This is a genomic window from Streptomyces piniterrae, assembly GCF_005048155.1.
GTDB classification, from domain to species: domain Bacteria; phylum Actinomycetota; class Actinomycetes; order Streptomycetales; family Streptomycetaceae; genus Streptomyces; species Streptomyces piniterrae.
Genome location: NZ_SUMB01000003.1, coordinates 81,818 through 106,810 on the forward strand (window position 1 = coordinate 81,818; position 24,993 = coordinate 106,810).

The following is a 24,993-nucleotide window of genomic DNA, read 5'->3' on the forward strand; positions in this document are numbered from 1 at the left end:
TCAGCGGGACGCGATCGGCGAAGTCCAGCGCCCACGGGCGGCCAGTCCGACTGTCGGGCCGCACACGGCCCACAGTCGGTCGACCACTTTTCAGAACTGGGCGGGCGTGACGCCGGCGAAGGCAAACAGGTCGCCGTCGGCGACACAGACGATCCGCAGACCCGGCCGGCAGTACGGCCACGACTCATCTTGTTATTTGGTTACATACTCTGATCTACGCGGTTTTCGATAGACTTAGTCAAGTTCCCTACAGGAAAGCCATGTTGGTGGAGGGAGGTAATGGACGTGCAGGCTGCGCAAAAGCCGCGGCAGTTTCGAGGAAAGGGCAAGCAGGCCCAGCGCTGGCGCAAGCCCGACGACGGGCAGGTGTCGGTGATGGTGCTGCCGCTGGCCATCACCGACTCTGCCGACCTTGACCGGCTGGAGAAGCTGTGTGCGGCGATCTGGTCGATCAAGCGGGCCGTGCAGCGCGATGCCCGCGCCAAGGCCGACGCGTACTGGGCCGCCAAGCACGAGCGGGACCGCGACGGGGCGAAGGCAATACGTGAGCGGCTGGGCCTGAGCCTTGACGGCTTGGTGCGCTGCGCGTACCGGCACCTAGAAGACGCCGGGCATCTCAAGCACCACGTCTCCAAGGCCCTGGCGATGCACATCGCCGCCGAGGTCTGGACAGGTATCTCCCGACACCTGTTCCCCGACGCCACTGGGAAGTGTTTCGGGCGGCCGAAGGTAGGCCGCTGGCACGAGTTCACCCGCATCCCCGGACGGGCCCGCTCCCACACCACCGACAACAAGTGGGAGACCTTCCGCCTCGTCGGCACGATCCACGGCCACGCCATGGCCTACACCGACGGCGGCCAGCACGCCATGTCGCAGCCGCGCCGTATGCCTAAGCCCCCGATGCCCGAGGGGCGCGTCCCGACTGGGAAGCTGACCGCCTCTGGGAAGCCCGGAATGCGAAAAGTGTCGTGGTGGGACCACACCGGACCCCTCGCTGTGGTGTTCGCCGGAGGCCCCGACAGCAAGCGCGGTGACCTCGTCCTCCCCGTCCGTGTCCCCCAAGGCACCGGCCCCTGGACGCGGGTTGAGCACTTCCTGTCGAACCCGCTGACCTGGCACAAGGTCGATCTCGTACGACGCCGCAAGGCAAGCGCGCCGGGCGGCTGGGTGTACGAGGCGCACCTGATGGTGCTCGGCCCCGGCTACACAGCCCCGGCCGTACAGGCCATGCGCGACCAGGCCACGCAGCTTGACCGCAAGGGCGGGGTGGACGGCAACGTCTCCAACCTCTCCATCGTCTCCTTCCCCGCCCAGCTCGACGGTGGCACGCCGGTCTCGACTGAGGTCACGCTCACCGACGCCGAGCGCGCACGACTGGAGCGGGAAGCGAAGAAGCAGCGGGGCCGGGCGCGGGCGCTGGAGCGTTCACGCAGGGCCACCAACGCCGGACAGTACGGGCTGTCGAAGAAGCAGGCCCAGCGCGCCGAGCATCGCGCCGCCAAGGGCCTGGAGCCCAAGACGGTCACGGTGCCGGGTGGTGCCCGCGCTGCACGGTCGGACGGTGTTCCGAAGCAGGCGTTCCGACGTGACCGGTTGTCTGCCAACTACCGGACCCAGCGCGCCCGCCAGGCCGAACACGCCGCAGCCATCGCCGAGCACCGCCGCCACCGCGCCCGCCTCGTGGCCCGGGAGATCATCGCCAACCACGGCCCCGTGCTGGTCGTGGAGGACTGCGACATCCGCACCTGGTACCGGCTGTGGGGCAAGCGACTGTCCCAGACCACACCAGGGATGCTGGTGGCGGCCTTGGACGTCGAGTGCAAGGCCGCCGGTGGTCGACTGGTCCGCGCTTCGACGTGGAGTACGGCCCTATCCCAGCACTGCCTGTGCGGCGAGCGCGTCAACAAGACGCTGAGGGACCGTGAACACAAGTGCATCGCGTGCGGCCTGGTCGGTAAGCGCGACCTTGTATCGGCTGCACTGGCGGCGTTCGTCGACTTCGGCGACGTGGACGACCCGAAGACCGCGTTCCTGGACACCGCCATGTCGAGGCACGCCCAGATCGTTTATGGAGAAGGGCTGGAAGAAGCCCTGCGGGAGTCAACTACACAGAGCCAGAACACCTCTCGAGGTGCTGGCCGCGTAGCAGTCCCACGGCAACGTGGCACCTCTGCTCCCCGAATCGTCGGACAGCGGAACCGAGCAACCCCGGATGAGACGCGCCCCTTGCGCGACCACGCCGGAGCGCCCGATCTCCGCACCACGTGCATCCCGCAACAGCTCACCCTCCGGGGTGACATACGGGACAAGTCTTAAGGCCGCACCCCCTCCAGCACCATGTCCACGATGTCCTCCGCGAGGCCCTCGGGGAGTTCCTTCCACTCGTGGAGGATGGCGCGGGCCAGCATCGGGCCGACGAACAGGTCGGCTATGGTCTCGACGTCGTGATCGGCGCGGATCTCGCCGTTGGCCACGCCGCGCCGCAGCACGTCGATCAGCGCCTCGTGGCGGGCCCGTACGACCGTGTTGTGGTACTCCGCCCACAGCTCCGGCTGCGCCTGGACATGGCTGACGACGGTACGCATCACCGCGGAGTTGCGCTTGGCCAGCCCGCGCCGGCGGAGGAACTCCAGCAGCGAGACCAGGTCGTCGCGGAGCGAGGCGCCGTCCAGCGGCGGGCCGGTCTCGTCCAGCGAGCGCATCACGTCGAGCATCAGCGCGCCCTTGCCGGGCCAGCGGCGGTAGACGGTGGCCTTGCCGACGCCGGCCTCGCGGGCGATGCGCTCCATCGACAGTTCGCCGATGGAGGCACCGTTCTCGATCATGCGGAGCACGGCCTCGATGATGGCGGTGTCGGCGGCTGCGCTGCGCGGCCTGCCGCGACGCTCGGGGGCCGCCTGCACCGGCTGCCCCGACTGTCCCGGCTGCTCCAGCCCAGGCTGTCCCGGCTGTCCCGACTGCCCCGGCTGCCCCGGTCGCGCGTCGGCCGCCGCCCCGGTCCCGCCCGCCGCCCGGCTCATCGCGATGCCCCCGCCGTCCGCTCCTCCGCCGGCTCGGCCGTACCCGGGCCCACCGCTGTCCTGCCCGGCAGGAAGGCCGCGACGACCACGGCGCCGAGCACCGCGACGCCGGCCGAGCCGAGCGCGGTGAGGTGCATGGCGTGGATGAACGCGGCCTCCGCGTCGTCGGCCAGTGCCCGGCCGGCCGGGCCCAGGTGGCGGGCCAGGCCGAGGGTCGCCTCGATGGATTCGCCGGCCGCGTGGCGTACGGCGGCGGGCACGCCGGGCAGCGCGTCGAGCTTGGCCTGGATGCCGTCCCGGTAGGTCGTCGAGAGCACCGAGCCGAGGACGGCGACGCCGAGGGTGCCGCCGACCTGGCGGAACGTGTTGTTGAGGGCCGAGCCGGAGCCGGCCTTCTCACGGGGCAGCGACTGCATGATCGAGACGGTGACCGGCGGCATGATGTGCGCCATACCGGCGCCCTGGAGGAAGAACAGCACCTCCATGACCCAGATCGGGGTGTCGGTGTCCAGCAGCAGCATCCCCGCCATGGTGACGGCGACCGTCAGCATGCCGACCGTGCAGACCGCGCGGGCGCCGAACCGGTCCACGACGTGCCGGGCCCGCGGCGCGAAGATCATCTGGGCGGCGGCCAGCGGCAGGATCAGCAGCCCGGCCTCCAGCGGGCTGTAGCCGCGCACGCTCTGCACATAGAAGACGATGAAGAACGTGACGCCCATCAGCGCGAAGAAGACCAGCGCGATGGCGGCGACGGCGGCCGAGAAGGCGGGCTTGCGGAAGTAGCCGATGTCGATGGACGGGTGGTCGCTGCGCTTCTGGTGCAGCACGAATCCGGTCAGCACGGCGAGGCCGCCGACGAGGGTGCCGAGCACCTCCGGGTCGGTGAAGTCGGCGAGCTGGCCGCCCTTGATGATCCCGTAGACCAGCAGGACCAGGCCGACGACGGACAGCAGCACACCGGCCGGGTCCAGCTTTCCGGGGCGGGGGTCCTTGGAGTCGGGCACCAGGACGAGCATCGCGGCCAGCGCGATCAGCACGATCGGGACGTTGACGAGGAAGACCGAACCCCACCAGAAGTGGTCGAGGAGCAGCCCGCCGGCGATCGGGCCGATCGCGATGGCCAGGCCCACGCCGCCGGCCCAGATGCCGATCGCCTTGGGCTGCTCGTCGCGCTCGAAGACGTTCATCAGGATCGCGAGGGTCGCGGGCATGACGAAGGCGCCGCCGAGGCCCATCACCGCGCGGAACGCGATCAGCTCGGTGGGTGTGCCGGCGAACGCGGCGAGCACCGAGCCGGCGCCGAAGACCACCATGCCGAAGAGGAGCACCCGCTTGCGGCCCAGCCGGTCGCCGAGGAGCCCCGAGGTGAACAGCATCCCGGCGAAGACGAGGGTGTAGGAGTTGATCGCCCACTCCAGCTCGCTCTGGGTGGCGCCCAGGCCGACAGGTGCGGGCGTCGCGATCGTCTTCATCGCGACGTTGAGGATGGAGTTGTCCAGCACCACGATCAGCAGGCTGAGCATGAGGACGGACAGGATCGCCCAGCGGCGGCGGTGGATTCGGTCGGGGACCTGGTGGGCGGCGAGTATGCCCGGTGGAGTCGGTGAGGTGGCCATGGCACCAGCGTACGCCATTTTCGATACGGCCCCGTTCCGTATCGATGAAGACCGGTGTGGCCTCCCCTTTCCCTCGGCGTGTCCCGCATGCCAGCATGGACGGGAGTCCGGGGACGCCGTCAGGGCGCCTCGAGATGATGAACAGGAGCCGTCACCATGACGCAGCCTTCGCCTGCCCGCACGCCCAAAAACGACAGCAGCAAAGCGCTGTACGGGGGCAAGGGGTCCCGCCGGATCACCGTCCGGGACATCGCCGCAGCCAAGGAACGCGGCGAGAAGTGGCCGATGCTCACCGCCTACGACGCGATGACCGCCTCCGTCTTCGACGAGGCCGGCATCCCGGTGATGCTCGTCGGCGACTCCATGGGCAACTGTCACCTCGGATACGAGTCCACCGTGCCCGTCACGATGGACGAGATCACCATCCTGTCCGCCGCGGTGGTCCGCGGCACCAAGCGCGCCCTGATCGTCGGCGACCTGCCGTTCGGCTCGTACCAGGAGGGCCCGGTCCAGGCGCTGCGCAACGCCACCCGGCTGGTGAAGGAAGCCGGGGTGGGCGCCGTCAAGCTGGAGGGCGGCGAGCGCTCCGCGCACCAGGTGGAGCTGCTGGTCTCCGCCGGCATCCCGGTGATGGCGCACGTCGGCCTGACCCCGCAGTCCGTCAACGCCTTCGGCGGCTACCCCGTACAGGGCCGCGGCGAGGAGGCGGCCCAGCAACTGCTGCGGGACGCCAAGGCGGTTCAGGACGCGGGCGCCTTCGCCGTGGTCCTGGAGGCCGTACCGGCCGAGCTGGCCGCCGAGGTGACCCGCTCGCTGCACATCCCGACGGTGGGCATCGGCGCCGGCTCCGACTGCGACGCGCAGGTACTGGTCTGGACCGACATGGCGGGCCTGACCAGTGGTCATGTACCGCGCTTCGTCAAGAAGTACGCGCAGCTGCGGGAGGTTCTGGGCGACGCGGCCAAGGCGTTCGCCGAGGATGTCGTCGGGGGCGCCTTCCCGGCGGAGGAGCACACCTTCCACTGACGGATCCGCTGGCGGATCATCGGGACGCCGCCGACGGCCGGGAAACCGGTTCGTCGGCGGCGTCTCCCGTTCTCCGTCCTCCCGGTCTGCTCTCCGTCCGCTCCCGACCCGCTCTCGCTCGTCTGTCGGCACGCTGTCGGTCCGCTATCGGCCGTCTGTCGGTGCGTTGTCAGTGGCGGCTGGCACCGTTGAGGGCATGACGCGACAGACGATAACCACCAAGGGCGGGAACGCCGTGGAGGTGCGCGGTCTGGTCAAGCACTTCGGCGAGGTGAAGGCCGTCGACGGGGTGGACCTGGACGTGCGGGAAGGCACCGTGCTCGGCGTGCTCGGCCCCAACGGCGCCGGCAAGACGACCCTCGTACGCTGCCTGTCCACCCTCCTGGTGCCGGACGCCGGCAGCGCCTTCGTGGCGGGCTTCGACGTGGTCCGCCAACCCCGCGCCCTGCGCCGCACGATCGGCCTGACCGGGCAGTACGCCTCGGTCGACGAAAAGCTCTCCGGCTGGGAGAACCTCTACATGATCGGGCGGCTGCTCGATCTCTCCCGCAAGGACGCCCGCCGCCGCGCCGACGAGATGCTGGAGCGGTTCTCCCTGACCGAGGCCGCCAAACGACCCGCCGCCAAGTACTCCGGCGGGATGCGCCGCCGGCTGGACCTGGCCGCCTCGATGATCGGCCGGCCGGCCGTCCTCTATCTGGACGAGCCGACCACGGGCCTGGACCCGCGCACCCGCAACGAGGTGTGGGAGGAGGTCCAGCGGATGGTGCGCGAGGGTGCCACGGTCCTGCTGACGACCCAGTACATGGAAGAGGCCGAGCAGTTGGCCAACGAGCTGACGGTCATCGACCGCGGCCGGGTGATCGCCGAAGGCCGGGTCGACGAGCTGAAGGCCAAGGTCGGCGGGCGCACACTGCAGATCCGGCCGTCCGATCCCGGCGAACTGGACCGGATGGTCGGCGCCATCGCGCAGGCCGGTCTGGACGGCATCGCGGGCGCGACCGCTGACCACGACGGGGGTGTGGTCAACGTTCCGATCATCAGCGACGAACAGCTGACGGCCGTGGTCAGCCTGCTCGGCCAGCGCGGTTTCGCGCTCGCCGGGATCAGCACCCATCTGCCCAGCCTGGACGAGGTGTTCCTGGCCATCACAGGCCAGAAGACCTCCGAGGCCACGGACGCCGAGGAAGAGGTCATGGACCAGCAGTACGCGGGGGTGTCGGCATGAGTGCCGCGACGATGACGGCGCCGCGGGTCAAACCCGGCGCCGACGAGGGACGGATCGGCCTGCGCGCCAATCTGCGGCACATCGGCGCCCTGGTGCGGCGCAACGCCCTGCAGATCAAGCAGGACCCGGAGTCGATGTTCGACGCCCTGCTGATGCCGATCGTCTTCATCCTGCTGTTCACCTACGTCTTCGGCGGCCAGATCGCCGGCAAGGGCCATCAGGACGCCTACGTCCAGCATCTGGTGCCCGGCATGATGGCCATGATGGGCATGAACATCGCCATGGCGGTGGGCACGGGCGTCAACGAGGACTTCCGCAAGGGCGTCATGGACCGCTTCCGGACCATGCCGATAGCCCGGTCCTCGGTCCTGATAGCCAAAATCGTCGTCGAGGTCGGCCGGATGCTGGTCGCCACCGCGATCCTGCTCGCCATGGGCTTTCTGCTGGGCCTGGAGATCAAGGGCAGCATGCTCGAATTCGCCGCCGCGATCGTGCTGTCCACGGTCTTCGGCGCCGCCCTGATGTGGATATTCATCCTGCTGGGGCTCGCCATGAAGACCCCGCAGGCGGTCCAGGGCGTGGCGATGCTGGTGCTGATGCCGCTGCAGTTCGGCTCGTCGATCTTCACGCCGACGACGAAGATGCCCGGCTGGCTCCAGGACTTCACCGACGTCAACCCGCTCTCCCAGCTGGCGGACGCGGCCCGCGCCCTGATCGACGGCCACGGTGCGGTGGCGCACCCGACGCTGGTCACCCTGGCCTGGGCGGTCGCCATCACCGCCATCACGATGCCGCTCGCGGTCCGGAAGTTCCGCGACAAGACCTGACGCGCCCGGGGGCCCGGCGCCCCCGGGAGTCACAGCCTTCGCCCGGCTCGCGTCAGAAGAGGGCGGTGGCCTCTTCGAGGGACAGGCCACCGCCTTCGGCGTACCCGCGCTCGTACTCCGCGTCGCCCAGCACCGCCCGCGCCGCCTCCTCCGTACGCGCCCGGTCCCGGCGGATGATCATCGGCTGCACATGTGCGGCCGGCCGCCGCGCGTCGTACACCCCCACCAGCCGCGCCGCGTCCCACGCCCCGCGCTCACCGCGGACGGCCATCAACACCCGTGCCCCGACGAGGAGTTGGATGACCGGAACGTCCGGCGCGACCATCTGCGTGATCGCGTCCCCCGTGATCAGCTCCAGGGCCGCGCGGAACCTCGGCAGCAGATCACCGCCCCGCCCGTCGTCGACATCCAGCGAGACCAGCGAAGCCTCCACGATGCCGGCGAACAGCTCCTGGGCACGCGGGCCGAACAGCTCCCGCACCGCGTGCAGTTCGTGCCGGGCCTCGTGCGTACGCCCCGCCACCGTCAGCCACGCCGCGAGGCACATCCGCGCGAAGGGCACCGCGTCCCGCCCGCTGTTCCGGTCCTTGGCCTCCGCCAGGACCTCGCGCAGCATCCGCTCGCCGGCCTCCTCCTGGCCGTCCTCGATCAGCGCGCCGCCCAGCCGGGTACGCAGCAGCAGGGTCTGGCCGTGCGCGCCCAGCTCCTCGGCATGGACCATCGCCGCGCGGTAGTCCTCCGCCGCGAGCACATACGCACCACGCTTCTCACGGGACTCGCCGCGCCCCGACAGCGCCTCGGCGGCGCCCCATGCGTCCCCCAGCCGGACAAAGATCCGCAGCGACTCATCGGCGTCCGCGGCCGCCTGCTCCAGCCGACCCGGACGGTCGTTGAGGATCTTGGAACGCAGTTGCAGGACGAACGCGAGCTCCCAGTCGTAGCCGAACTCGCGGCAGGCCCGCACCGCTCCGTCGACCAGCTCCTCCAGCTGCCCGTACTTCCCGGTGATCAGCACCGCGTAGAACCACATGATCCCCGGCACCTTGCAGGTCTGCGGCAGCCCGCTGCGGTAGGCGACGAGAACCCCGTTCAGCACCTGCTGCATCTGCGGATTACGCAGCGCCTCAAGGTCGCTGTCCATGCTGGACAGAGCGACCAGCCACACCTCGCGGCGGGCCTCCACCAACTGCCGGGGGTCCATCGGCGGCGGCCGGTCGATGGGCCGCTCATGGAGGACGGGGGCGGGTTCGACGGGCGGCAGAAAGGGGCTGGGGCCGAGCGCACCGGCCGCCATCGACCAGTGTCGGGCGTCGCTGCGGTGGTCGCGCAGCGACCAGAACCACTGCAGCGACAACACCAGGCACAGCGCCTCGTGCTCATCGCCGGCGGCGACGGCACGGCGCAGCGCGGTCCGCAGATTGTCGTGCTCCAGCTCCAGCCGCTCCATCCAGAGACGCTGGCCCGGCCCGCGCAGCAACGGGTCGGCGATACGCGCCAGTTCGCGGTACGCGACGAGATGCCGGCGCTCGGCACCGGCCCGCTCCCCCGCCTCGTCCAGCCGCTCGCCGGCGTACTCCCCCACCGTCTCCAGCAGCCGGTAGCGCATCTGCCCGTCGGGCGCCGGCGCCGCCACCACCAGCGACTTGTCGATCAGCGAACCGAGCAGCCCGGCCACCTCGCGCCCGTCGACACCGTCGCCCGCGCACACCTCCTCCGCCGCACCCAGATCGCAGCCACCGGCGAACACCGAAAGCCGGCGCAGCACGGCCCGCTCCGGCTCGTCGGTCAGATCCCAGGACCAGTCGACGACCGCGCGCAGCGTCTGCTGACGCGGCAGCACGGTGCGACTGCCGCTGGTCAGCAGCCGGAAGCGGTCGTCCAACCGGTCGGCGAGCTGCCTCGGGGACAGCAACCGCAGCCGGGCGGCGGCGAGTTCGATGGCGAGCGGCAGACCGTCCAGCCGACGGCAGATCTCGGCGCACGCCGCCGGATCGTCCTCGATACGGAAACCGGGGCGGGCGGCGGCGCCACGGTCGGCCAGCAGCCGCAGCGCGACCGGATCGGGCAGCGGCTCCACGGGGCGCAGCACCTCGCCCGGCACGGCCAGCGGCTCACGACTCGTCGCCAGCACCGTCACACCGGGGCACTCGGCCAGCAGCCGCTCCGCGAGTTCGGCGGCGGCGCCGATGACGTGCTCGCAGTTGTCGAGGACCAGCAGCATCCGGCGGCCGGCGCAGAGCTCGGCGAGCCGGGCCAGCGGGTCCAGGGCGGTGGGGTCGGTGGCGGCGCGCAGGCCCTCTGCGGTGGTGCCGCGGACGACGGTCTCCCGCGCGCCGAGCGTGGTGAGCACCGCCTCGGGCACGGTCTGCGGATCGTCCAGCGGCGCCAGCTCCGCCAGCCAGACGCCGTGCGGCCAGGCGTCCGGCAGGGCGGCCGCGGCGGACTCGGCGCCCTCCTGCGACAGCCGGGTCTTCCCGGCGCCACCGGGGCCGAGCAGGGTCACCAGACGATGGCCCGCGAGATCGGCACGCAGCGCTTCCAGGTCGGCGTCCCGCCCCACGAAGGAGGTGGGACGCGCCCGGAGATTGCCGGGGCGGGGGTGGATGGGTGGGGTGGGTGGAGGTGGGTGGGGAGTGGAGGTCTGGGCTCCGGTGGCGACTGGTGCGCCGGTGGCCGGGGCGCCGGTGGCGACGGCTGGGGCGGCGTCGGACGGGACGGTTGGGGCTGGGGCGGCGTGGGGTGAGCCGGCATGGGGTGAGCCGTTATGGGCCGGGACGCCGGGGGCCGGGGCGGCGTGACGCGGGCCGGCGGCGGCCGAGCCGCCATCGGCCGGCTCGTCGGCCGCTGGCCCCCTGTCGCCTGCCGCGCCGCCCTGCCGCAGCAACTCCCCGTGCAGGGCGCGGAGTTCGGGCCCGGGGTCGGCGCCGAGGCGTTCCGCCAGGCCGGTACGTATCTCCTCGTACGCGGCGAGCGCCTGGGCACCGCGGCCCGCGTCGCGCAGGGCACGCAGGCGCAGCGCCTGGAGCGGCTCGTCGAGGGGGTGCTCGTGGCACAGAGCGACGAGGAGCGGCAGCGCCTGGCCGGCCCGGCCGAGGGCGAGGTCGACGGCGAGGCGGACGCGCTGGGCGTCCAGGCGGCGGCTCTCGGCGCGAGCCGCCTGCACGCCCGCGTCGGGCAGGTCGGCGAGCGCCGGGCCGCGCCAGAGCGCCAGCGCCTCGTCGAGGAGGGCGGCGGCGCGGGCCGGGTCCGCGTCGGCGAACGCCCGGCCGCCCTCCGCCGCGAGCCGCTCGAAACGGTGCAGGTCGACGGCGTCCGGCTCGGCGCACAGCCGGTAGCCGCCGGCCACGGAAGCGACCTCGGCATGCCCCAGCGCCCGGCGCAGCCGGCCGACCAGCGCCTGCAGGGCCCCCGCCGCATCGGCGGGCGGGTCCATCCCCCAGATGTCGGCGATCAGCGCGTCCGACGTCAGCGCCCGCCCCGGCCGCAGCGCCAGGGCCGCCAGCAGGGCACGCAGACGTGCGCCACCGAGGGCGACGGGGGTGCCGTCGGCCCGGCCGGCCTGGGTGGTGCCGAGAATTCCGTAGCGCACCGAGCCATTGTCGTGCACGGCAGCGTCCCCCACGCTCCGCTCACCCTCCCCGTGTCCATGATCACGCCCTGCTCCACGCGCCCGATCCCGGCCTTGGACCACCCCTTACGCCCCTGCCCCGCCCTCGGCTCGCCCTGCCCCCAACAGCCCACCCCTACCGCGCCCGTCCCGCCCGACCCGGCCCCCCGGCCATCCTCTCGCCCCTCCGCCCCTCCGCCCCTCCGGCCGTCGGCGCGCGCAACCCGCACAGCTCCCGTACGACTCCACCTTGCCCGGAACTCCCCGCCCACCGCTCGTCGTTTTCGCCGCACGAGTCCGTTTCCATGGCTCGTTCCACGACCCGGTTCCGCGGGATGTTCCCGAAGGGGGCAGTGCGCGCGGCGCCGTACCGCGGATACGGTCATGGCTGCCACCACGACACCCCTCGGGAGCCCCGCACCATGACCACAGCCTTCCCGCGCGCCGACCGCCGCGTCAGCCCGGTCTTCCTCGCGCTCGTCGCCGTCATGGGAGTGTCCGCGTGGGCCGTCTGGAGCCGTCAGATCGCGGCGAGCACCGGCTTCGCGGTCTTCCTCTTCGTGGTGTCCGGCTGGGTGGTGTCGCTCTGCCTGCACGAATACGCGCACGCCCGCACCGCGCTGCACAGCGGTGACCTCTCGGTCGGCGACAAGGGCTATCTCACCCTCAACCCGCTGAAGTACACCCATGCCCTGCTCAGCGTCATCCTGCCGGTGATCTTCGTCATCATGGGCGGGATCGGGCTGCCGGGCGGCGCGGTGTTCATCGAGCGGAGCCGGATCAAGGGGCGCTGGCGGCACAGCCTGATCTCGGCGGCGGGCCCCCTGACTAACGTGCTGTTCGCCATCGTCATGACCGCCCCGTTCTGGCTGAACCAGATGTCCGGCGTCCCCGACCCGTTCCGGTACGCGCTGGCCTTCCTCGCACTGCTGCAGGTCACCGCCGCGATCCTGAACTTCCTCCCGGTGCCGGGGCTGGACGGCTACGGGGTCATCGAGCCCTGGCTGTCACACGGGTTCCGCCGCCAGGTGGAGCCGTTCGCGCCGTTCGGACTGCTGGCGGTCTTCGGGCTGCTGTGGGTCCCCGAGATCAACCACGTCTTCTTCAGCGCGGTGGACGCGATCCTGCGCGCCATGGGCATCACCAACTGGGACACCTACTGGGGCCAGGAGTACTTCCGCTTCTGGCAGGGCGAGCCCCAGATCCCGCAGGTCAGCGACCTGGCCTGACGGACCCGACGCGACCCGCCGGGTCCGTCGACGGGAGGCCTCCGCAGGCCCTGAAAAATTCCTGAGCCCGATTACTCTCCCCCCGGAATTAATCACTCTCCGTAATTGTTGCCGGGATCAGGAAGGAGGCACCGCAAGGCACCGCAAGGCAAACGCAAGAGGCGCGGGGCCGCGGAAAGGCAAGGGTGAAGGCCACCGGCTCGCCGGCCCCGCCGCCACGGGACGGCCCGCTACGGGACGACGCCCTATGGACGCCCTCAGCCAGCCGCCGCCGTACGCTCCGGTCGCGCCGCCCGCTCCAGCTTCGCCTTGCGCAGGTAGAACCAGGCCATGTTGCTGGACACGCCGGCCATCAGGATCCAGACCACGCCGAGCCAGCTGCCCTGCACGAACGAGACGACGGCCGCGGCGACGGCGAGGACGCACAGGACGCTCGCCCAGATGGCGAGGCGCGGGACCGGGCTGGAGGTGGCGGAGGGCATGGGGGTCGGCTCCTGTCGGGAGTGGTGCGGACCTCCCCAGTGTCCCCCATGTCCCGCGCGCACCCGCCAGTGGTCAGCGCTGCTGCTCAGACGTCCGTGACCCGGAGGCCCGCGTGGGCCTTGTAGCGGCGGTTGACCGAGATCAGGTTGGCGACCAGGGACTCGACCTGGTGGGCGTTGCGCAGCCGGCCGGCGAAGACGCCGCGCATACCGGGGATGCGGGCGGCCAGCGCCTGGACGATGTCGGTGTCGGCGCGGGACTCGCCGAGCACCATCACATCGGTGTCGATCTCGGCGGTCTCCGGGTCCTGGAGCAGCACGGCGGAGAGGTGGTGGAAGGCGGCGGCGACCCGCGATTCCGGGAGCAGCGCGGCGGCCTGTTCGGCGGCGCTGCCCTCCTCCGGCTTGAGCGCGTAGGCGCCCCTCTTGTCGAAGCCGAGGGGGTTCACGCAGTCGATGACGAGCTTGCCGGCCAGGTCCTGGCGGAGCGCCTCCAGCGTCTTGGCGTGGCCTTCCCAGGGCACCGCGACGATCACGACGTCGCTGCGCCGTGCGCACTCGGCGTTGTCCGCGCCCTCGATGCCCAGGCCGAGTTCGCCGGCCGCGGTCCGGGCGCGCTCGGCGGCCCGGGAGCCGATGATCACCTTCTGGCCGGCCTTGGCGAACCGGTAGGCGAGGCCGCGGCCCTGGTCGCCGGTGCCGCCGAGGACGCCGACCACCAGGCCGGAGACGTCGGGGAGGTCCCAGGGGTCACGCTTGAGGGCGGCCTTCGCGGCGGTCGCGACGTTCACGGGCTTGGCATCGTCAGGAGTAGTCATGACAGCGATAGTGTCACGCGCCGCGGGCGAGCCGGCCGGGCATCACATGGTCCGCCGCCTCATGCCTTCACGCTGCCCTCCGTCAGGCCCGTGCGCCAGTAGCGCTGCAACACGGTCATCAGCACCATCAGTGGCACCACGGACAGGAAGGCGCCGCCCACCGTGTACTGGTAAAGCACTGGTTGCCGGTCTGCGTATCCCGTCCAACTGGTCAGGCCCAGTTGGATCGGGTAGAGGTCGGAGTCGGAGAGCATGACCAGCGGCAGGAAGTAGTTGTTCCAGATGTGGACGAACTGGAACAGGAAGACGGTGACCAGTGCGGGGGTCATCAGTCGGAGGCTGAGGGCCGCGAAGATTCTTGCCTCGCCCGCGCCGTCGATCCGGGCGGCTTCCAGGAGCGAGTCGGGGACCGCGGCGGCGGCGTAGATCCGGCACAGGTAGACGCCGAACGGGCTGACCACGCTGGGGATCAGCACCGCCCAGTAGGTGTTGGACAGGCCCATGGAGCTGAAGAGGAAGTAGAGGGGGAGGGCGAGGGCGGTCCCGGGGATCAGGACCCCCGCCAGTACGGCGTTGAAGATCGCTTCGCGGCCGCGGAACGGGAACTTGGCCAGTGCGTAGCCCGCCGCGGCGGACAGCAGCGTCGCGCAGACGGCGCCGATCCCCGCGTAGAGCAGGGAGTTGCCGAACCAGCGGACGTAGATGCCGTGGTCGTAGGTCAGGACGTCGAGGAGGTGGTCGACGGGTCGTGGGTGGTCGGAGAACCAGAAGCCGAACGTGCCGAAGAGGTCGGCGCTGCTCTTGGTGGCCGAGACGATCAGCCAGTAGACGGGCACCAGGAAGTAGATCGCGGCGATGGTCAGCAGCGAGGCGGTGATGATGCGGTAGCGGACCGGGGGCCGGGTGGTCATCTCCGCTCCTTTCCGCCGCCGACCAGTCGCAGGAAGCCGAAGGACAGGACGCACGCCACCAGCGCGAGCAGTACCGCCTCCGCGGCCGCCACATGCTGGTTGTTGCCGACGAACGCCTCGCTGTAGGCGTGCAGGTTGGGGGTGAAGCCGGAGTCGATGGAGGAGGCGAGCGGCCGCAGCACCATGGGTTCCGCGAAGAGTTGGAGGGTGCCGATGATGCTGAAGACGGTGGTGAGGACGAGGGCGGGCCGGATGAGCGGGAGTTTGATGTGCCGGGCGACCTGCCAGGCGCTCGCGCCGTCGATCCGCGCGGCCTCGTAGAGCTCCTCCGGTACGGCCTTGAGCTGGGCGATCAGTACGAGCATGTTGTAGCCGGTGAACTGCCAGGTGACGATGTTGGCGATGGACCACAGGACGGTGCCGCGGGAGAGGAAGTCCAGGTCCCAGCCGATGGCGTCGGCGATCTTTACCAGTGGGCTGATGCCCGGTACGTACAGGAAGCCCCAGAGGATCGAGGCGATGACGCCGGGGACGCCGTAGGGGAGGAAGAAGGCGCTGCGGAAGAAGGTGACGCCGCGGGCGGCGGCGCTCTCCAGGAGGAGGGCGAGAGTCGTCGCGAGCGCGATCATCAGTGGGATCTGGACGGCGCCGAAGAGGAGGACCCGGCCGAAGCCGGTCAGGAACCGGTCGTCGGAGAGTGCGTGCGCGTAGTTGGCGAGGCCGGCGAATGCCTCGTGTTCCTGACCGCCGAGGCCGAGCGGGCCGGTGCGTTCGGTCTTGTGGAGGCTCTGGTGGACGGCGTAGACGATCGGGGCGATAAAGCAGAGGGCGAAGAGGGCGAGGAAGGGCAGGACGAAGCCGGCCGCGGCGCGGGCGTTGCGGGCCTCGGTGCGGGAGGGGCGGCGGCTGGTCGGGCGGCGCCGTTGCGGGGTCCGCCGCCGCGGGGTGACCGGCTCCGGCCGGCTCAGGGTTTCCCGGCTCACCCGCCGCTCTCCACCTTCAGGCCCTTGCCCTTGAGGTCGGAGATCGTCTGGCCCTGCACCTTCTTCAGGACGGCGCGGAAGGAGCCGCCGTCGGCGAGCGCTTCGGTGAAGGCGTCGCCGAGTCGCTGGTAGAGGGTGTCGACGCCGGGTCCCCATTGCCAGCTGGTGTCGACGTGTGTTCCGGCGTCGGCGAAGATCTTGCTGTACGCCTGGCCGCCGAAGAAGTCCTTGTCGACGTCGAGGTCGCCGGTGGTGTAGCCCTTCTTGGCGCTGGGGAAGCCGTAGCCGCCGTCGATCAGCAGCGCGATGGACTCGGGGTCGGTGTTGAGCCAGATGGCGAAGTCCAGTGCGTCCTTGGGGTATTTGGCCTTGGCGAAGACGGCGGTGGTCGAGCCGCCCCAGTTGGCGTACGCCTGGCCGCCGGGCTGCCATTGGGGCAGCGGTGCGGCGCGCCATTTGCCCTTGGTGCCGGGGGCGTTGCCGATGAGGAGGGCGTCGCCCCAGCTGGCGCCGATCCAGGCGGGGATGGTGCCGGTCTGGAGGTCCTTGTACCAGGCGTTCTGCCGGTCGGGGATGGTCTTGACCAGTTTCTGTTTGACCAGTGATTCCCAGTAGTCGGCGACCTTGCGGGTGGGTTCGTCGTCGATGTGCACGATCCAGGTGTCGCCGCTGGTGGTGTACCACTTGGCGCCGGCCTGCCAGGCGAGGCCGGCGAGGCGGTTGCCGTTGGTGGGGGCGAAGGTCTCGATCCAGGCGCCTTTTTTGCGGAGGGTTTTGGCGGCGGTCTCGTATTCGTCCCATGTCCCAGGAGTGTCTACGTCCCATTTGTCGAAGAGGTCCTGGCGGAGGAACAGGCCCATGGGTCCTGAGGCCTGGGGGATGGCGTAGATGCCTTTGCCGAACACGGACTGCTGCCACTGCCAGCCGAAGAACTTGGCCTTGTGGCGGGCGGCGCCGAGGGGGGCGAGGTCGAGCAGGCCGTTGTCGAGCAGGAAGCTGGGGACGACGGGGAATTCGATCTGGCCGAGGTCGGGCGGGCTGCCGGCCTTGATGGCGGCGTGCATCTTGGCGTACTGCTGGCCGTTGACCGCCGATACCTTCTCGACCTTGACCTGGACGTCGGGGTGCTTGCGGTTCCACAGGTCGACGGGTTTGTCGATGCCCGGTACCCAGGACCAGAACGTCAGGGTGATCCGCTGTCCTTTCTTTCGCTCCCGGGGCGCGTCGCTGTCGTCGCCGTCGCCGCAGCCGGCGAGCGCGAAGCCCGCGGCGACGGCGGCCGCCCCGCCCAGGACCGTTCTACGGTGCATCGGGTGCATGTCGTTGCTGGTCATCCGGCTCCTCCACGGGGATGCGGCGGAAGGTGATCGTCGAGTAGGCGCTGAAGTCGCCCGTCTCGTAGAGCAGTCCGACGTGCGTGCGGTCGAGGCGTACGAGGTCGGAGTAGGCGGCGGGGAGCCCGGAGACGGTGTGTGCGGTCCGCCAGGTCAGGCCGCCGTCGCGGCTGGTGCGTACGGTCATCAGGGCGCGGGCGGCCGGGTCGGCGGGCCCGGAGTGGAGCAGTTCGTCGCGGTCGCCGAGGTGCAGGACGCTGCCCTGGCAGACGGGTCCGGCGAGGCCGGCCTGGGGCCGGAAGGGGGTGCGGAGGTGCTCGCCGCCGTCCGTCGAGACGGCGTCGGCGCGGTGCCAGGCGGCGGTGGTTTCCGTGCGGGTGCTCAAGTAGAGGGTGCCGTCGGGGAGTTCGGCGGCGGTGGTCTCGTTGGGGGCGACGGAGGGGTGGGTGTCGCCGTCGGTGTAGCCGATCCGCCAGGTGGCGCCGTCGTCGTCGCTGAGCAGGGCGTGGCCGCCGTTGTGGCGGAATTCGGTGCCGGTGTCGTCATGGCCATCAGGCGCGGTGGGTGGGGTGGAGTGGTTGGCGGGGACGACCAGCCGTCCGGCGTGGGGGCCGTGGCGCAGCCGCAGCGCATGGCCGGGGCCGGTGGCGTACCAGCGCCATTCGGGGCGCTTGGTCTGGTCGGTGATCTCGCGGGGCGGGCTCCAGGTGGCGCCGTGGTCGTCGCTGTGCTGGAGCCAGACGCGGCGGCCGTCGGCGGCGGAGACCTGGCCGCGGCGGATGCGGTCCTCGGTGGCGTCGGCGGCGCTGTGGACCTGGAGCAGCAGCACCCGGCCGTCGGCGAGGACGACGGGTGCGGGGTTGCCGGCGGTGCCGGTGCCGTTGCGGGCGACGACCTGGAGGGGGCCCCAGGTGTGGCCGCCGTCGTGGGAGCGTTTGAGGACGAGGTGGATTTCTCCGTGGTCGGCGGGCGAGGTGACCCGGCCCTCGGCTAAGGCGAGGAGGGTTCCGGAGCGCGCCCGTACGACCGCCGGGATCCGGAAGCTCGTGTACCCCTCCGTCCCGGCCCGGTACGGCACTGAGCTCTCGTGCGCCACGGGTCACCCCCAACGGCCGGACGTAGGATGTCCTCTGTCCTGCGGCGACCATAAGGAGTGCCCAACTGACCGTCAAGGCACCGGACATGCCGCTTTTTCGTGTCGGTAAAGGGATCGCCGACATGGGGTGAAATCCGGGTGAACCGGACCATGCGGTTCGTGCGACAGACTGCGGGAAAACCAGCCCGGACGACGCGCGACGGCTCGCTACGGCGGGTGCACGAAGGAGTGGACGATGAACGCGACGACACCGGCGGGCGCGAACGGCGAGTTGAAGCGGCGCCTGGGTGTGTTCGACGCCGTGACGATCGGCCTGGGCTCCATGATCGGCGCCGGCATCTTCGCCGCGCTCGCGCCGGCCGCCGGCGCCGCGGGATCGGGGCTGCTGCTCGGCCTGGCCGTCGCGGCGGTCGTGGCGTACTGCAACGCGACGTCCTCGGCCCGCCTCGCCGCCTGCTACCCGGCCTCCGGCGGCACCTACGTCTACGGCCGCGAGCGGCTGGGCGCGTTCTGGGGCTACCTGGCCGGCTGGGGCTTCGTCATCGGCAAGACGGCCTCCTGCGCGGCGATGGCGCTCACCGTCGGTTCGTACGTATGGCCCGGTCAGGCGCATGCGGTGGCGGTCGCCGCGGTGGTGGCGCTGACCGCGGTGAACTACGCCGGGGTGCAGAAATCCGCCTGGTTCACCCGGGCCGTCGTCGCGTTCGTCCTCGCGGTGCTCGCCGCGGTGCTCACGGCCTGCCTGACCGGCGGCACCGCCCAGGCCGTACGGCTGGACATCGGCGCCGACGCCACCGCCGGCGGGGTGCTCCAGGCCGCCGGGCTGCTGTTCTTCGCGTTCGCCGGGTATGCGCGGATCGCCACTCTGGGCGAGGAGGTCCGCGACCCGGAGCGCACCATTCCGCGGGCGATCCCGCTCGCCCTGGGCATCACGCTGGTGGTGTACGGGGCGGTCGCCGTCGCGGTCCTGGCGGTGCTCGGCCCCGGCCGGCTGGCCGAGGCGACGGCGCCGCTGGCCGACGCGGTACGCGCCGCGGGGGCCCCCGGCCTGGCCCCGGTGGTACGCGCCGGCGCCGCGGTGGCCGCCCTCGGCTCGCTGCTGGCACTGATCCTCGGCGTCTCCCGCACCACCCTGGCGATGGCCCGCGACCGGCATCTGCCGCCCGCGCTGGCCGCCGTCCACCCCCGCTTCCACGTCCCCCACCGGGCCGAACTCGCGGTCGGCACCGTGGTCGCGGTCCTCGCCGCGACCACCGACGTCCGGGCGGCGATCGGCTTCTCCTCCTTCGGCGTGCTGGCCTACTACGCCATCGCCAACGCCGCCGCCCTCACCCTCACGGCGGCCGAGCGGCGCCCGCCCCGCCTCGTTCCCGTCGTCGGCCTGGCCGGCTGCGCGACGCTGGCCTTCGCCCTGCCGTGGACCTCCGTCGTCTCCGGTGCCGCGGTCCTCGCGGTGGGCGCGGCGGCGTACGGCGTACGGGCGGCGGTCACGCGCACCTGAGAGCGCCCAGGTGCGCGTGCCGGGGCCGCGCGCGTCGACCGTGCGTACGCGCGGGAGGCGGGGCGGGCGGTGCCGCTGTCCGGGCTACGGCGACAGTGTGTCCCGGTTTCCCGTGCACAGGGCCCAGATGACGAAGGCGTCCACCACTATCAGGGTCAGTGCCCAGAACGGGTAGTAGGGGATCCACAGGAAGTTGGCGATCATCGCCAGGCCCGCGATGATCACGCCGACCACCCGCGCCCAGAGCGCCCCGCTGAACAGCGCGACGCCGGCCAGCACGACCACGATCCCGAGAATGAGATGGACCCAGCCCCAGCCCGTCAGGTTGAACTTGAACACGTAGTTCGTGGTGGTGACGAACACCTCGTCCTTGGCGATCGCCGAGATCCCTTGCAGGATCGCCATGAAGCCGCCGAAGACCATCAGGACGGCGGCGAAGACGGTCCAACCGGTCACCGCGCCACTGGACGAACGGTTGGCGGCTCCGACATGAGTAGCCATGTCCGGCTCCTTCGTGCGAAGGTCTCGCCGCTGACCTGCACAGGTCAGATCAGCGACCTTGGATTCCAGGCTGGCACGGGGGGCGGCGGCAGATCTTGGGTCATTCGGCCCAGTGGCCGGTCCGGATGGGGCAGTCACACGTTCAACGGTCACACTTTCAACAAAATGTGCGCCGCCGACGCGGGGAGCGTGCACGTGGGGTCGCGCACGTGGGGTCGCGCACGCGGGATGGGAGCGGGCCGGACAGTGGGGCGTGGCGCGGGGCCCGTCATCTCCCCCACCTCCCTCTTCTCCCCTTACGGCGCCCCCTCGCCCGCCAGCCGGCGTCGGATGCCGTCGAAGTGCCGGTGCATCGCGGCCACCGCGCGGTCGCCGACGCGCGCCTCCAACGCCTCGACGATCTCCAGGTGCTGACGATATGTCACATCCGGATCGTGGCGGTCGTCGGAGAGGTCCTCGCGCACCCGGCGCAGCGCCGCCCAGAAGGCGTCCAGCACCTCGCTCAGGAGGTGATTGCCCAGCGAGCGGTAGAGGGCGAGATGGAAGGCGCGGTCGGTGGCGCTCTGCACCTGCCCGCCGCGCGCCTCCTCCGCCATCCGCTGCACCAGCCCCCTGAGGACGGTGAGGTCCTCGGCGGGCAGATCGCGTGCGACGGTGCCGATCAGGCCGGCCTCCAGCGCCTCGCGGACCTCCATCAGCTCGTACAGGCTCGGCTCGCCCTGGTGGTGGCGGACCGCGGCGCGGAAGGCGATGCCCTCGACGAACGGTTCGAGGGAGAGCGGGCCGACGTAGGTGCCGAAGCCGTGCCGGATCTCGACGATGCGCATGGCCTGGAGCGCCTTGAGCGCCTCGCGGACCGAGTTGCGGCTGACGTCGAGCAGGCCGACCAGTTCGGCCTCGGTGGGCAGCGGGTCGCCCGGTGTCAGGCCGCGGTCCAGGATCAGCTGCTTGATCTGCGCCTGGACGCCCTCCGCCATCGTGCCTCGCACCATGTGCATGCCCTCCCTCTCCCGCGGGCCGCCCTGTCGCCGACCCGTTCCGCCCCCGGGCCGCCGATCCTTGACCGGCCGGCTTTCCGCCTGCTCTATTGTCACGCAGACATGGGACATCCCACGTCCCATATCCAACGACGGCAGCCACCACCTCCCCCACGCCTCTCCCCCACGTTGGAGCCCCCATGGCACTGCCCGTACCGCTGCGCGGCGTCATCCCGCCGGTCTGCACCCCCCTCGACGCACACGGCGAGGTCGACACCACCTCCCTCACCCGCCTCGTGACCCACCTCCTCGACGGCGGTGTGCACGGGCTGTTCGCGCTCGGCTCCAGCGGTGAGGCCGCCTTTCTGAGCGACGCCCGGCGCGCCACCGCCCTGGAGACCGTCATCAAGGCCGCGGACGGCCGGGTCCCGGTGCTCGCCGGAGCCATCGACACGACCACCGCCCGGGTGCTGGACCACGCCAGGACCGCCGCCGATCTGGGCGCCGATGCGCTGGTCGCGACCGCGCCGTTCTACACCCGCACCCATCCGCGGGAGATCGCCGCCCACTTCCGCCGGATCCGTACGGCCGTCGGGCTGCCGCTCTTCGCGTACGACATCCCCATGGCCGTGCACAGCAAGCTGCCCACCGCGCTGGTGGTCGAGCTGGCGGAGGACGGCACGCTCGCCGGGCTCAAGGACAGCAGCGGCGACGACGGCGCGCTGCGCCGGCTGGCCGTCCGCCTCGGCGGCCGCACCGCCCGGCGCACCGGCCCCGCCCCCGGCTTCACCCTCCTCACCGGCTCCGAACTGACCGTGGACGCCGCCCTGTTGGCGGGGGCCGACGGCGTCGTCCCGGGCCTCTGCAATGTCGACCCGGCGGGCTATGTCCGGCTCTACGACGCCGCGCGGGCCGGCGACTGGGAGCGGGCGGCCGCCGAACAGGAGCGGCTGGTGGCGCTGTTCGACATGACCGATGCCGGCCCGGAGAGCGAGATGGGCCGCAGTTCCTCGGCACTGGGCTCGTTCAAGGCGGCGCTCCGGCTCCTCGGCGTGATCGAGCACGGCGCCACCGCCTTCCCGCAGCTCCCGCTGAGTGAGGAGTCCGTGGCGGAGGTGGGACGTCGGCTCACCTCCGCCAGTCTGCCACCCGTCCGCTGACGCGCCGCCGCCCACCCGCACCCGCACCCGCACCCGCACCCACACCTTCACTTCATGATCAAACTCCCGTACGGGTGACACCGGTTGAAGCGGGCACCGGATCCCGCCGCGCTGCGGCAGGATGCGGGCCCATGGATGCCGTACGCGTCGCGCTGCTGCGCGAGGTCCTCGCCGGAACCGAGTGGGTCCAGGCCACCCGCCGCTTCGCCAGGTCGCTGCGCACCTCCGTGGCGCCGCACGGCGGCGGGCTGCTGCTGGTCGGCAGCGCCGCATACGAGCCCTGGCATCTGGCCGCGCATCTCGACGACGAGGCCGCCTGGTCGGGGCTGCCGGAGCTGTCCCCCACGCTGGTTCGGCACCGGGTCCCGAGCGGGGTGCCGGCCCACCTGTCGGTCGGGCTGGGCCGGCTGGAGGCCGCCGGGCGGGGCGAGACGCTGCTGGTCGTCACGCCCGAGCAGCCGGGCGCCGGGCTGCTGGAGCGGGTGCACGACGCCCGGCGCAACGGCGCGACGGTGCTCGCGCTGGACGGCGGGGACCGCGATCTGCACGCCCTCGCGCATGACGCGCTCGCCGCTCCCCCCGCCGTGCCCGTCGACGACGCCGGGCCCGATGCCGAAGCGTGTGCCGGGGCGTATGCCGAGGCGCATGGCGAGCCGCCAGCCGGGACGTATGCCGACGGTGTGCAGGACCTGGACCTCGACACCCTTCAGCATCTGGTCAGCGCGGCCGCCGGGGAGAACAGCCTGCCGGCGCCACGCCCGCACCGGCGCTTCCGCGACCGCCTGGCCCGGCTGGCGGACGAGCTGACCTCGCCGCCACCGCCGCGCTGGTGAACCGAGGCGGGTATGACGTCCCACGTCATACCCCCCTTGCCCCCGCACCCCCATAACCCCATAAATCCTTTGCGCCGCTCCCGGCCGCCCGCGCACGATGGTGCGTCGTGACCTCGGACAGCCCCCCGCCTTCGCCGCCCCGCCCGACCGCACGCCGCCGCGCGGCCGCTCTGCTGCCCGACCTGGCGCCCTGGCGCTCCTCGCGCGACTTCCGGCTGATGTGGTGCGCGGGCGCGGTCACCGTCTTCGGCAGCGCGCTGACCTTCGTCGCGCTGCCGCTCCAGCTCAAGGAGCTGACCGGTTCCACGCTGGCGGTCGGCTCGCTGGGCGCCGTCGAGATCGTCCCGTTGATCGTTTTCGGTCTCTACGGCGGTGCGCTCGCGGATGCCATGGACCGCCGCCGGCTCATCGTCTGGAGCGAGGTCGCGCTCGGACTGCTGTCCGTGCTCCTGCTGCTCAACAGCCTGCTGCCGGATCCGCTGGTATGGCCGCTGTACGTCGTCGCCGCGGCGACCAGCGCGCTGACCGGTCTGCAGCGTCCGGCACTGGATGCGATCGTGCCGCGGATCGTGCCCCATGAGCAGCTCGCCGCGGCCGCCGCGCTCAACTCGCTGCGCTGGCAGATCGGCACCATCGCGGGCCCCGCGGTGGCCGGCGGGCTGCTGGCGTACGCCGGGCTGCGCTGGGCGTACGCGGCCGACGCCGCCACCTTCGTGATCTCCGTGGTGCTCACGCTGAGGCTGGCGCCGTCGCCCGCCTCGCACGACGCCGAGAAGCCGTCGCTCCGCGGCATCGCCGAGGGCGCGCGCTACGCCTGGAGCCGCAAGGAGCTGCTGGGCACGTACGCCATCGATCTCACCGCGATGCTGTTCGCCTTCCCGCTGGCGATCTTCCCGTTCCTCGCCGACGAGCTGGACGCCCCGTGGGCTCTGGGGTTGATGTACGCGGCGCTGCCCGCCGGGTCACTGCTGGTCAGTCTGACCAGTGGGTGGACGTCACGTGTCCACCGGCAGGGCCGTGCGGTGGTGCTGGCGGCCGCCGCCTGGGGGCTGGCGATGGCTGCGGCCGGGCGGATGCACAGCATCTGGCTGGTGCTGCTGTTCCTGACGGTGGCCGGCTCCTGCGACATGATCAGCGGCATCTTCCGGTCGGCGATGTGGAACCAGACGATCCCCGACGAGCTGCGCGGCCGGCTGGCCGGCATCGAGCTGCTGTCGTATTCGGTGGGCCCGCAGCTGGGCCAGGTCCGGGTCGGCGGGATGGCCGCGCTGACCAGCGTACGGACGTCGGTGTGGGCGGGCGGTGTGCTGTGCTTCGGCGCGGTCGGGCTGCTGGCGCTGGGGCTGCCGAAGCTGCTGGCGTACGACGCGCGGACGGATGAGCACGCGCGGCGGCTGCGCGAGCGGCGGTCGGGCGGGGGCGGCGCCCGCACCGAGGAGGCCGTCCAGGCCCCCGACGCCGACCCGGCCACCGCCTGACCAGGCCCCGACCACGGCACCCAGTGGTCACATGCCAGTGGTTACATGGCCGACTGGTCACCTGGTCACCTCACCATGCTCCCGCCCGGTCAGGCGGGAGCAAGCCTGTCAGCTGCCGTCGCCCGTCTCGTCGGCCCGGCCCTTGTCGTGCCACTTCGGGTCGGTTTCCCACTCCAGATTGCGTTCCTGGGCGGTTTGCATGGCGTGCTCCGCCTCCTCGCGGGTCGCGTACGGGCCGAACCGGTCGGCGGCGCGGCACTGCGGCCCCTCCTCGACCGTCGCGTGTTTGAGGCAGTAGAACCACTCGCCGGGCTTGCCGACCGTACGCCTCTTGAACAGCGCCATTGCCGCCTCCTGTGGATGGCT

At 71.6% G+C, this 24,993-nt stretch carries 21 protein-coding genes; 9 read left to right on the forward strand and 12 right to left on the reverse strand.

Annotation, left to right across the window (positions count from 1 at the left end):
- Positions 1 to 285 precede the first annotated feature (285 nt).
- Complete coding sequence (locus FCH28_RS08990) at positions 286 to 2,316, forward strand: zinc ribbon domain-containing protein (protein ID WP_136739248.1); 2,031 nt, start codon at positions 286 to 288, stop codon at positions 2,314 to 2,316.
- Here the strand turns inward: FCH28_RS08990 and FCH28_RS08995 are convergent.
- Both FCH28_RS08995 and FCH28_RS09000 read right to left on the reverse strand, forming a co-directional pair.
- On the reverse strand, positions 2,313 to 3,020 hold the full coding sequence (locus FCH28_RS08995; protein ID WP_136739249.1) for a TetR/AcrR family transcriptional regulator: 708 nt from the start codon (positions 3,018 to 3,020) through the stop codon (positions 2,313 to 2,315). The genes FCH28_RS08990 and FCH28_RS08995 overlap by 4 nt on opposite strands.
- Positions 3,017 to 4,636, reverse strand: a complete 1,620-nt coding sequence (locus tag FCH28_RS09000) for an MFS transporter (RefSeq protein ID WP_136739250.1) — start codon at positions 4,634 to 4,636, stop codon at positions 3,017 to 3,019. Before FCH28_RS09000 ends, FCH28_RS08995 begins: the two co-directional genes overlap by 4 nt.
- A 156-nt stretch (positions 4,637 to 4,792) precedes the next feature.
- Between FCH28_RS09000 and panB the strand changes: the two genes are divergently transcribed.
- The 3 genes from panB (at position 4,793) to FCH28_RS09015 (ending at position 7,717) form a co-directional block, all read left to right on the forward strand.
- Positions 4,793 to 5,662, forward strand: a complete 870-nt coding sequence (gene panB, locus FCH28_RS09005) for a 3-methyl-2-oxobutanoate hydroxymethyltransferase (RefSeq protein ID WP_136739251.1) — start codon at positions 4,793 to 4,795, stop codon at positions 5,660 to 5,662.
- 196 nt (positions 5,663 to 5,858) lie between these two features.
- Positions 5,859 to 6,890, forward strand: coding sequence for an ATP-binding cassette domain-containing protein (locus tag FCH28_RS09010; RefSeq protein ID WP_136739252.1), 1,032 nt, complete (start codon positions 5,859 to 5,861; stop codon positions 6,888 to 6,890).
- Complete coding sequence (locus tag FCH28_RS09015; protein WP_136739253.1) at positions 6,887 to 7,717, forward strand: ABC transporter permease; 831 nt, start codon at positions 6,887 to 6,889, stop codon at positions 7,715 to 7,717. Before FCH28_RS09010 ends, FCH28_RS09015 begins: the two co-directional genes overlap by 4 nt.
- Before the next feature lie 52 nt (positions 7,718 to 7,769).
- Here the strand turns inward: FCH28_RS09015 and FCH28_RS09020 are convergent, their stop codons facing one another.
- Complete coding sequence (locus FCH28_RS09020; RefSeq protein WP_136739900.1) at positions 7,770 to 11,306, reverse strand: AfsR/SARP family transcriptional regulator; 3,537 nt, start codon at positions 11,304 to 11,306, stop codon at positions 7,770 to 7,772.
- Positions 11,307 to 11,746: 440 nt separating this feature from the next.
- Here FCH28_RS09020 and FCH28_RS09025 point away from each other — a divergent pair, with 440 nt between their 5' ends.
- Positions 11,747 to 12,553, forward strand: a complete 807-nt coding sequence (locus FCH28_RS09025; RefSeq protein ID WP_136739254.1) for a site-2 protease family protein — start codon at positions 11,747 to 11,749, stop codon at positions 12,551 to 12,553.
- A 257-nt stretch (positions 12,554 to 12,810) separates the two neighbouring features.
- Here FCH28_RS09025 and FCH28_RS09030 read toward each other — a convergent pair whose 3' ends face one another.
- The 6 genes from FCH28_RS09030 to FCH28_RS09055 all read right to left on the reverse strand — a co-directional run bounded on the left by FCH28_RS09030 (position 12,811) and on the right by FCH28_RS09055 (position 18,177).
- Complete coding sequence (locus FCH28_RS09030; RefSeq protein WP_136739255.1) at positions 12,811 to 13,035, reverse strand: hypothetical protein; 225 nt, start codon at positions 13,033 to 13,035, stop codon at positions 12,811 to 12,813.
- Between the two features lie 86 nt (positions 13,036 to 13,121).
- Positions 13,122 to 13,853, reverse strand: a complete 732-nt coding sequence (gene npdG / locus FCH28_RS09035) for an NADPH-dependent F420 reductase (protein ID WP_169314107.1) — start codon at positions 13,851 to 13,853, stop codon at positions 13,122 to 13,124.
- Between the two features lie 59 nt (positions 13,854 to 13,912).
- A complete protein-coding gene (locus FCH28_RS09040; protein ID WP_136739256.1) occupies positions 13,913 to 14,764 on the reverse strand; it encodes a carbohydrate ABC transporter permease in 852 nt (283 codons plus the stop codon).
- Entirely contained in the window at positions 14,761 to 15,747 is a 987-nt protein-coding gene (locus FCH28_RS09045) for a carbohydrate ABC transporter permease (RefSeq protein ID WP_136739257.1), read from the reverse strand. The genes FCH28_RS09040 and FCH28_RS09045 overlap by 4 nt, the downstream gene beginning before the upstream one ends.
- Positions 15,744 to 17,081 (reverse strand): ABC transporter substrate-binding protein, encoded by a 1,338-nt coding sequence (locus FCH28_RS09050; protein ID WP_136739258.1) that lies wholly within the window; start codon positions 17,079 to 17,081, stop codon positions 15,744 to 15,746. Before FCH28_RS09050 ends, FCH28_RS09045 begins: the two co-directional genes overlap by 4 nt.
- Complete coding sequence (locus FCH28_RS09055; protein ID WP_136739259.1) at positions 17,047 to 18,177, reverse strand: sialidase family protein; 1,131 nt, start codon at positions 18,175 to 18,177, stop codon at positions 17,047 to 17,049. The genes FCH28_RS09050 and FCH28_RS09055 overlap by 35 nt, the downstream gene beginning before the upstream one ends.
- 235 nt (positions 18,178 to 18,412) lie before the next feature.
- Between FCH28_RS09055 and FCH28_RS09060 the strand changes: the two genes are divergently transcribed.
- Positions 18,413 to 19,678: an APC family permease gene (locus FCH28_RS09060; RefSeq protein WP_136739260.1), complete on the forward strand. Its 1,266-nt coding sequence runs from the start codon at positions 18,413 to 18,415 to the stop codon at positions 19,676 to 19,678.
- Positions 19,679 to 19,762: 84 nt separating this feature from the next.
- Here the strand turns inward: FCH28_RS09060 and FCH28_RS09065 are convergent, their stop codons facing one another.
- Positions 19,763 to 20,179 carry a DUF7144 family membrane protein gene (locus FCH28_RS09065; RefSeq protein WP_136739261.1) on the reverse strand — a complete coding sequence of 139 codons (417 nt, stop codon included), beginning with the start codon at positions 20,177 to 20,179 and terminating at the stop codon, positions 19,763 to 19,765.
- Positions 20,180 to 20,475: 296 nt separating this feature from the next.
- Positions 20,476 to 21,171, reverse strand: a complete 696-nt coding sequence (locus FCH28_RS09070) for a FadR/GntR family transcriptional regulator (protein WP_136739262.1) — start codon at positions 21,169 to 21,171, stop codon at positions 20,476 to 20,478.
- 185 nt (positions 21,172 to 21,356) lie between these two features.
- On the opposite strand from FCH28_RS09070, the gene FCH28_RS09075 reads away from it, so the two are divergent.
- From FCH28_RS09075 to FCH28_RS09085, 3 genes are all read left to right on the forward strand, one after another.
- The gene (locus FCH28_RS09075; protein ID WP_136739263.1) at positions 21,357 to 22,316 is read left to right on the forward strand and encodes a dihydrodipicolinate synthase family protein; all 960 of its coding nucleotides are present in this window, start codon (positions 21,357 to 21,359) and stop codon (positions 22,314 to 22,316) included.
- Between the two features lie 131 nt (positions 22,317 to 22,447).
- A complete protein-coding gene (locus tag FCH28_RS09080) occupies positions 22,448 to 23,149 on the forward strand; it encodes a hypothetical protein (protein WP_136739264.1) in 702 nt (233 codons plus the stop codon).
- Between the two features lie 107 nt (positions 23,150 to 23,256).
- Positions 23,257 to 24,627 (forward strand): MFS transporter, encoded by a 1,371-nt coding sequence (locus tag FCH28_RS09085; RefSeq protein WP_169314108.1) that lies wholly within the window; start codon positions 23,257 to 23,259, stop codon positions 24,625 to 24,627.
- A 108-nt stretch (positions 24,628 to 24,735) separates the two neighbouring features.
- On the opposite strand, the gene FCH28_RS09090 is transcribed toward FCH28_RS09085, so the two are convergent.
- Positions 24,736 to 24,972, reverse strand: coding sequence for a hypothetical protein (locus tag FCH28_RS09090; protein ID WP_136739265.1), 237 nt, complete (start codon positions 24,970 to 24,972; stop codon positions 24,736 to 24,738).
- Positions 24,973 to 24,993 lie beyond the last annotated feature (21 nt).

Coding starts and splice junctions, on each gene's coding strand:
- FCH28_RS08995 (WP_136739249.1), bottom strand. CDS start 3,020: ATGAGCCGGGCGGCGGGCGGGACCGGGGCGGCGGCCGACGCGCGACCG.
- FCH28_RS09000 (WP_136739250.1), bottom strand. CDS start 4,636: ATGGCCACCTCACCGACTCCACCGGGCATACTCGCCGCCCACCAGGTC.
- panB (WP_136739251.1), top strand. CDS start 4,793: ATGACGCAGCCTTCGCCTGCCCGCACGCCCAAAAACGACAGCAGCAAA.
- FCH28_RS09010 (WP_136739252.1), top strand. CDS start 5,859: ATGACGCGACAGACGATAACCACCAAGGGCGGGAACGCCGTGGAGGTG.
- FCH28_RS09015 (WP_136739253.1), top strand. CDS start 6,887: ATGAGTGCCGCGACGATGACGGCGCCGCGGGTCAAACCCGGCGCCGAC.
- FCH28_RS09025 (WP_136739254.1), top strand. CDS start 11,747: ATGACCACAGCCTTCCCGCGCGCCGACCGCCGCGTCAGCCCGGTCTTC.
- FCH28_RS09030 (WP_136739255.1), bottom strand. CDS start 13,035: ATGCCCTCCGCCACCTCCAGCCCGGTCCCGCGCCTCGCCATCTGGGCG.
- npdG (WP_169314107.1), bottom strand. CDS start 13,853: ATGACTACTCCTGACGATGCCAAGCCCGTGAACGTCGCGACCGCCGCG.
- FCH28_RS09040 (WP_136739256.1), bottom strand. CDS start 14,764: ATGACCACCCGGCCCCCGGTCCGCTACCGCATCATCACCGCCTCGCTG.
- FCH28_RS09050 (WP_136739258.1), bottom strand. CDS start 17,081: ATGACCAGCAACGACATGCACCCGATGCACCGTAGAACGGTCCTGGGC.
- FCH28_RS09060 (WP_136739260.1), top strand. CDS start 18,413: ATGAACGCGACGACACCGGCGGGCGCGAACGGCGAGTTGAAGCGGCGC.
- FCH28_RS09065 (WP_136739261.1), bottom strand. CDS start 20,179: ATGGCTACTCATGTCGGAGCCGCCAACCGTTCGTCCAGTGGCGCGGTG.
- FCH28_RS09070 (WP_136739262.1), bottom strand. CDS start 21,171: ATGGTGCGAGGCACGATGGCGGAGGGCGTCCAGGCGCAGATCAAGCAG.
- FCH28_RS09075 (WP_136739263.1), top strand. CDS start 21,357: ATGGCACTGCCCGTACCGCTGCGCGGCGTCATCCCGCCGGTCTGCACC.
- FCH28_RS09080 (WP_136739264.1), top strand. CDS start 22,448: ATGGATGCCGTACGCGTCGCGCTGCTGCGCGAGGTCCTCGCCGGAACC.
- FCH28_RS09090 (WP_136739265.1), bottom strand. CDS start 24,972: ATGGCGCTGTTCAAGAGGCGTACGGTCGGCAAGCCCGGCGAGTGGTTC.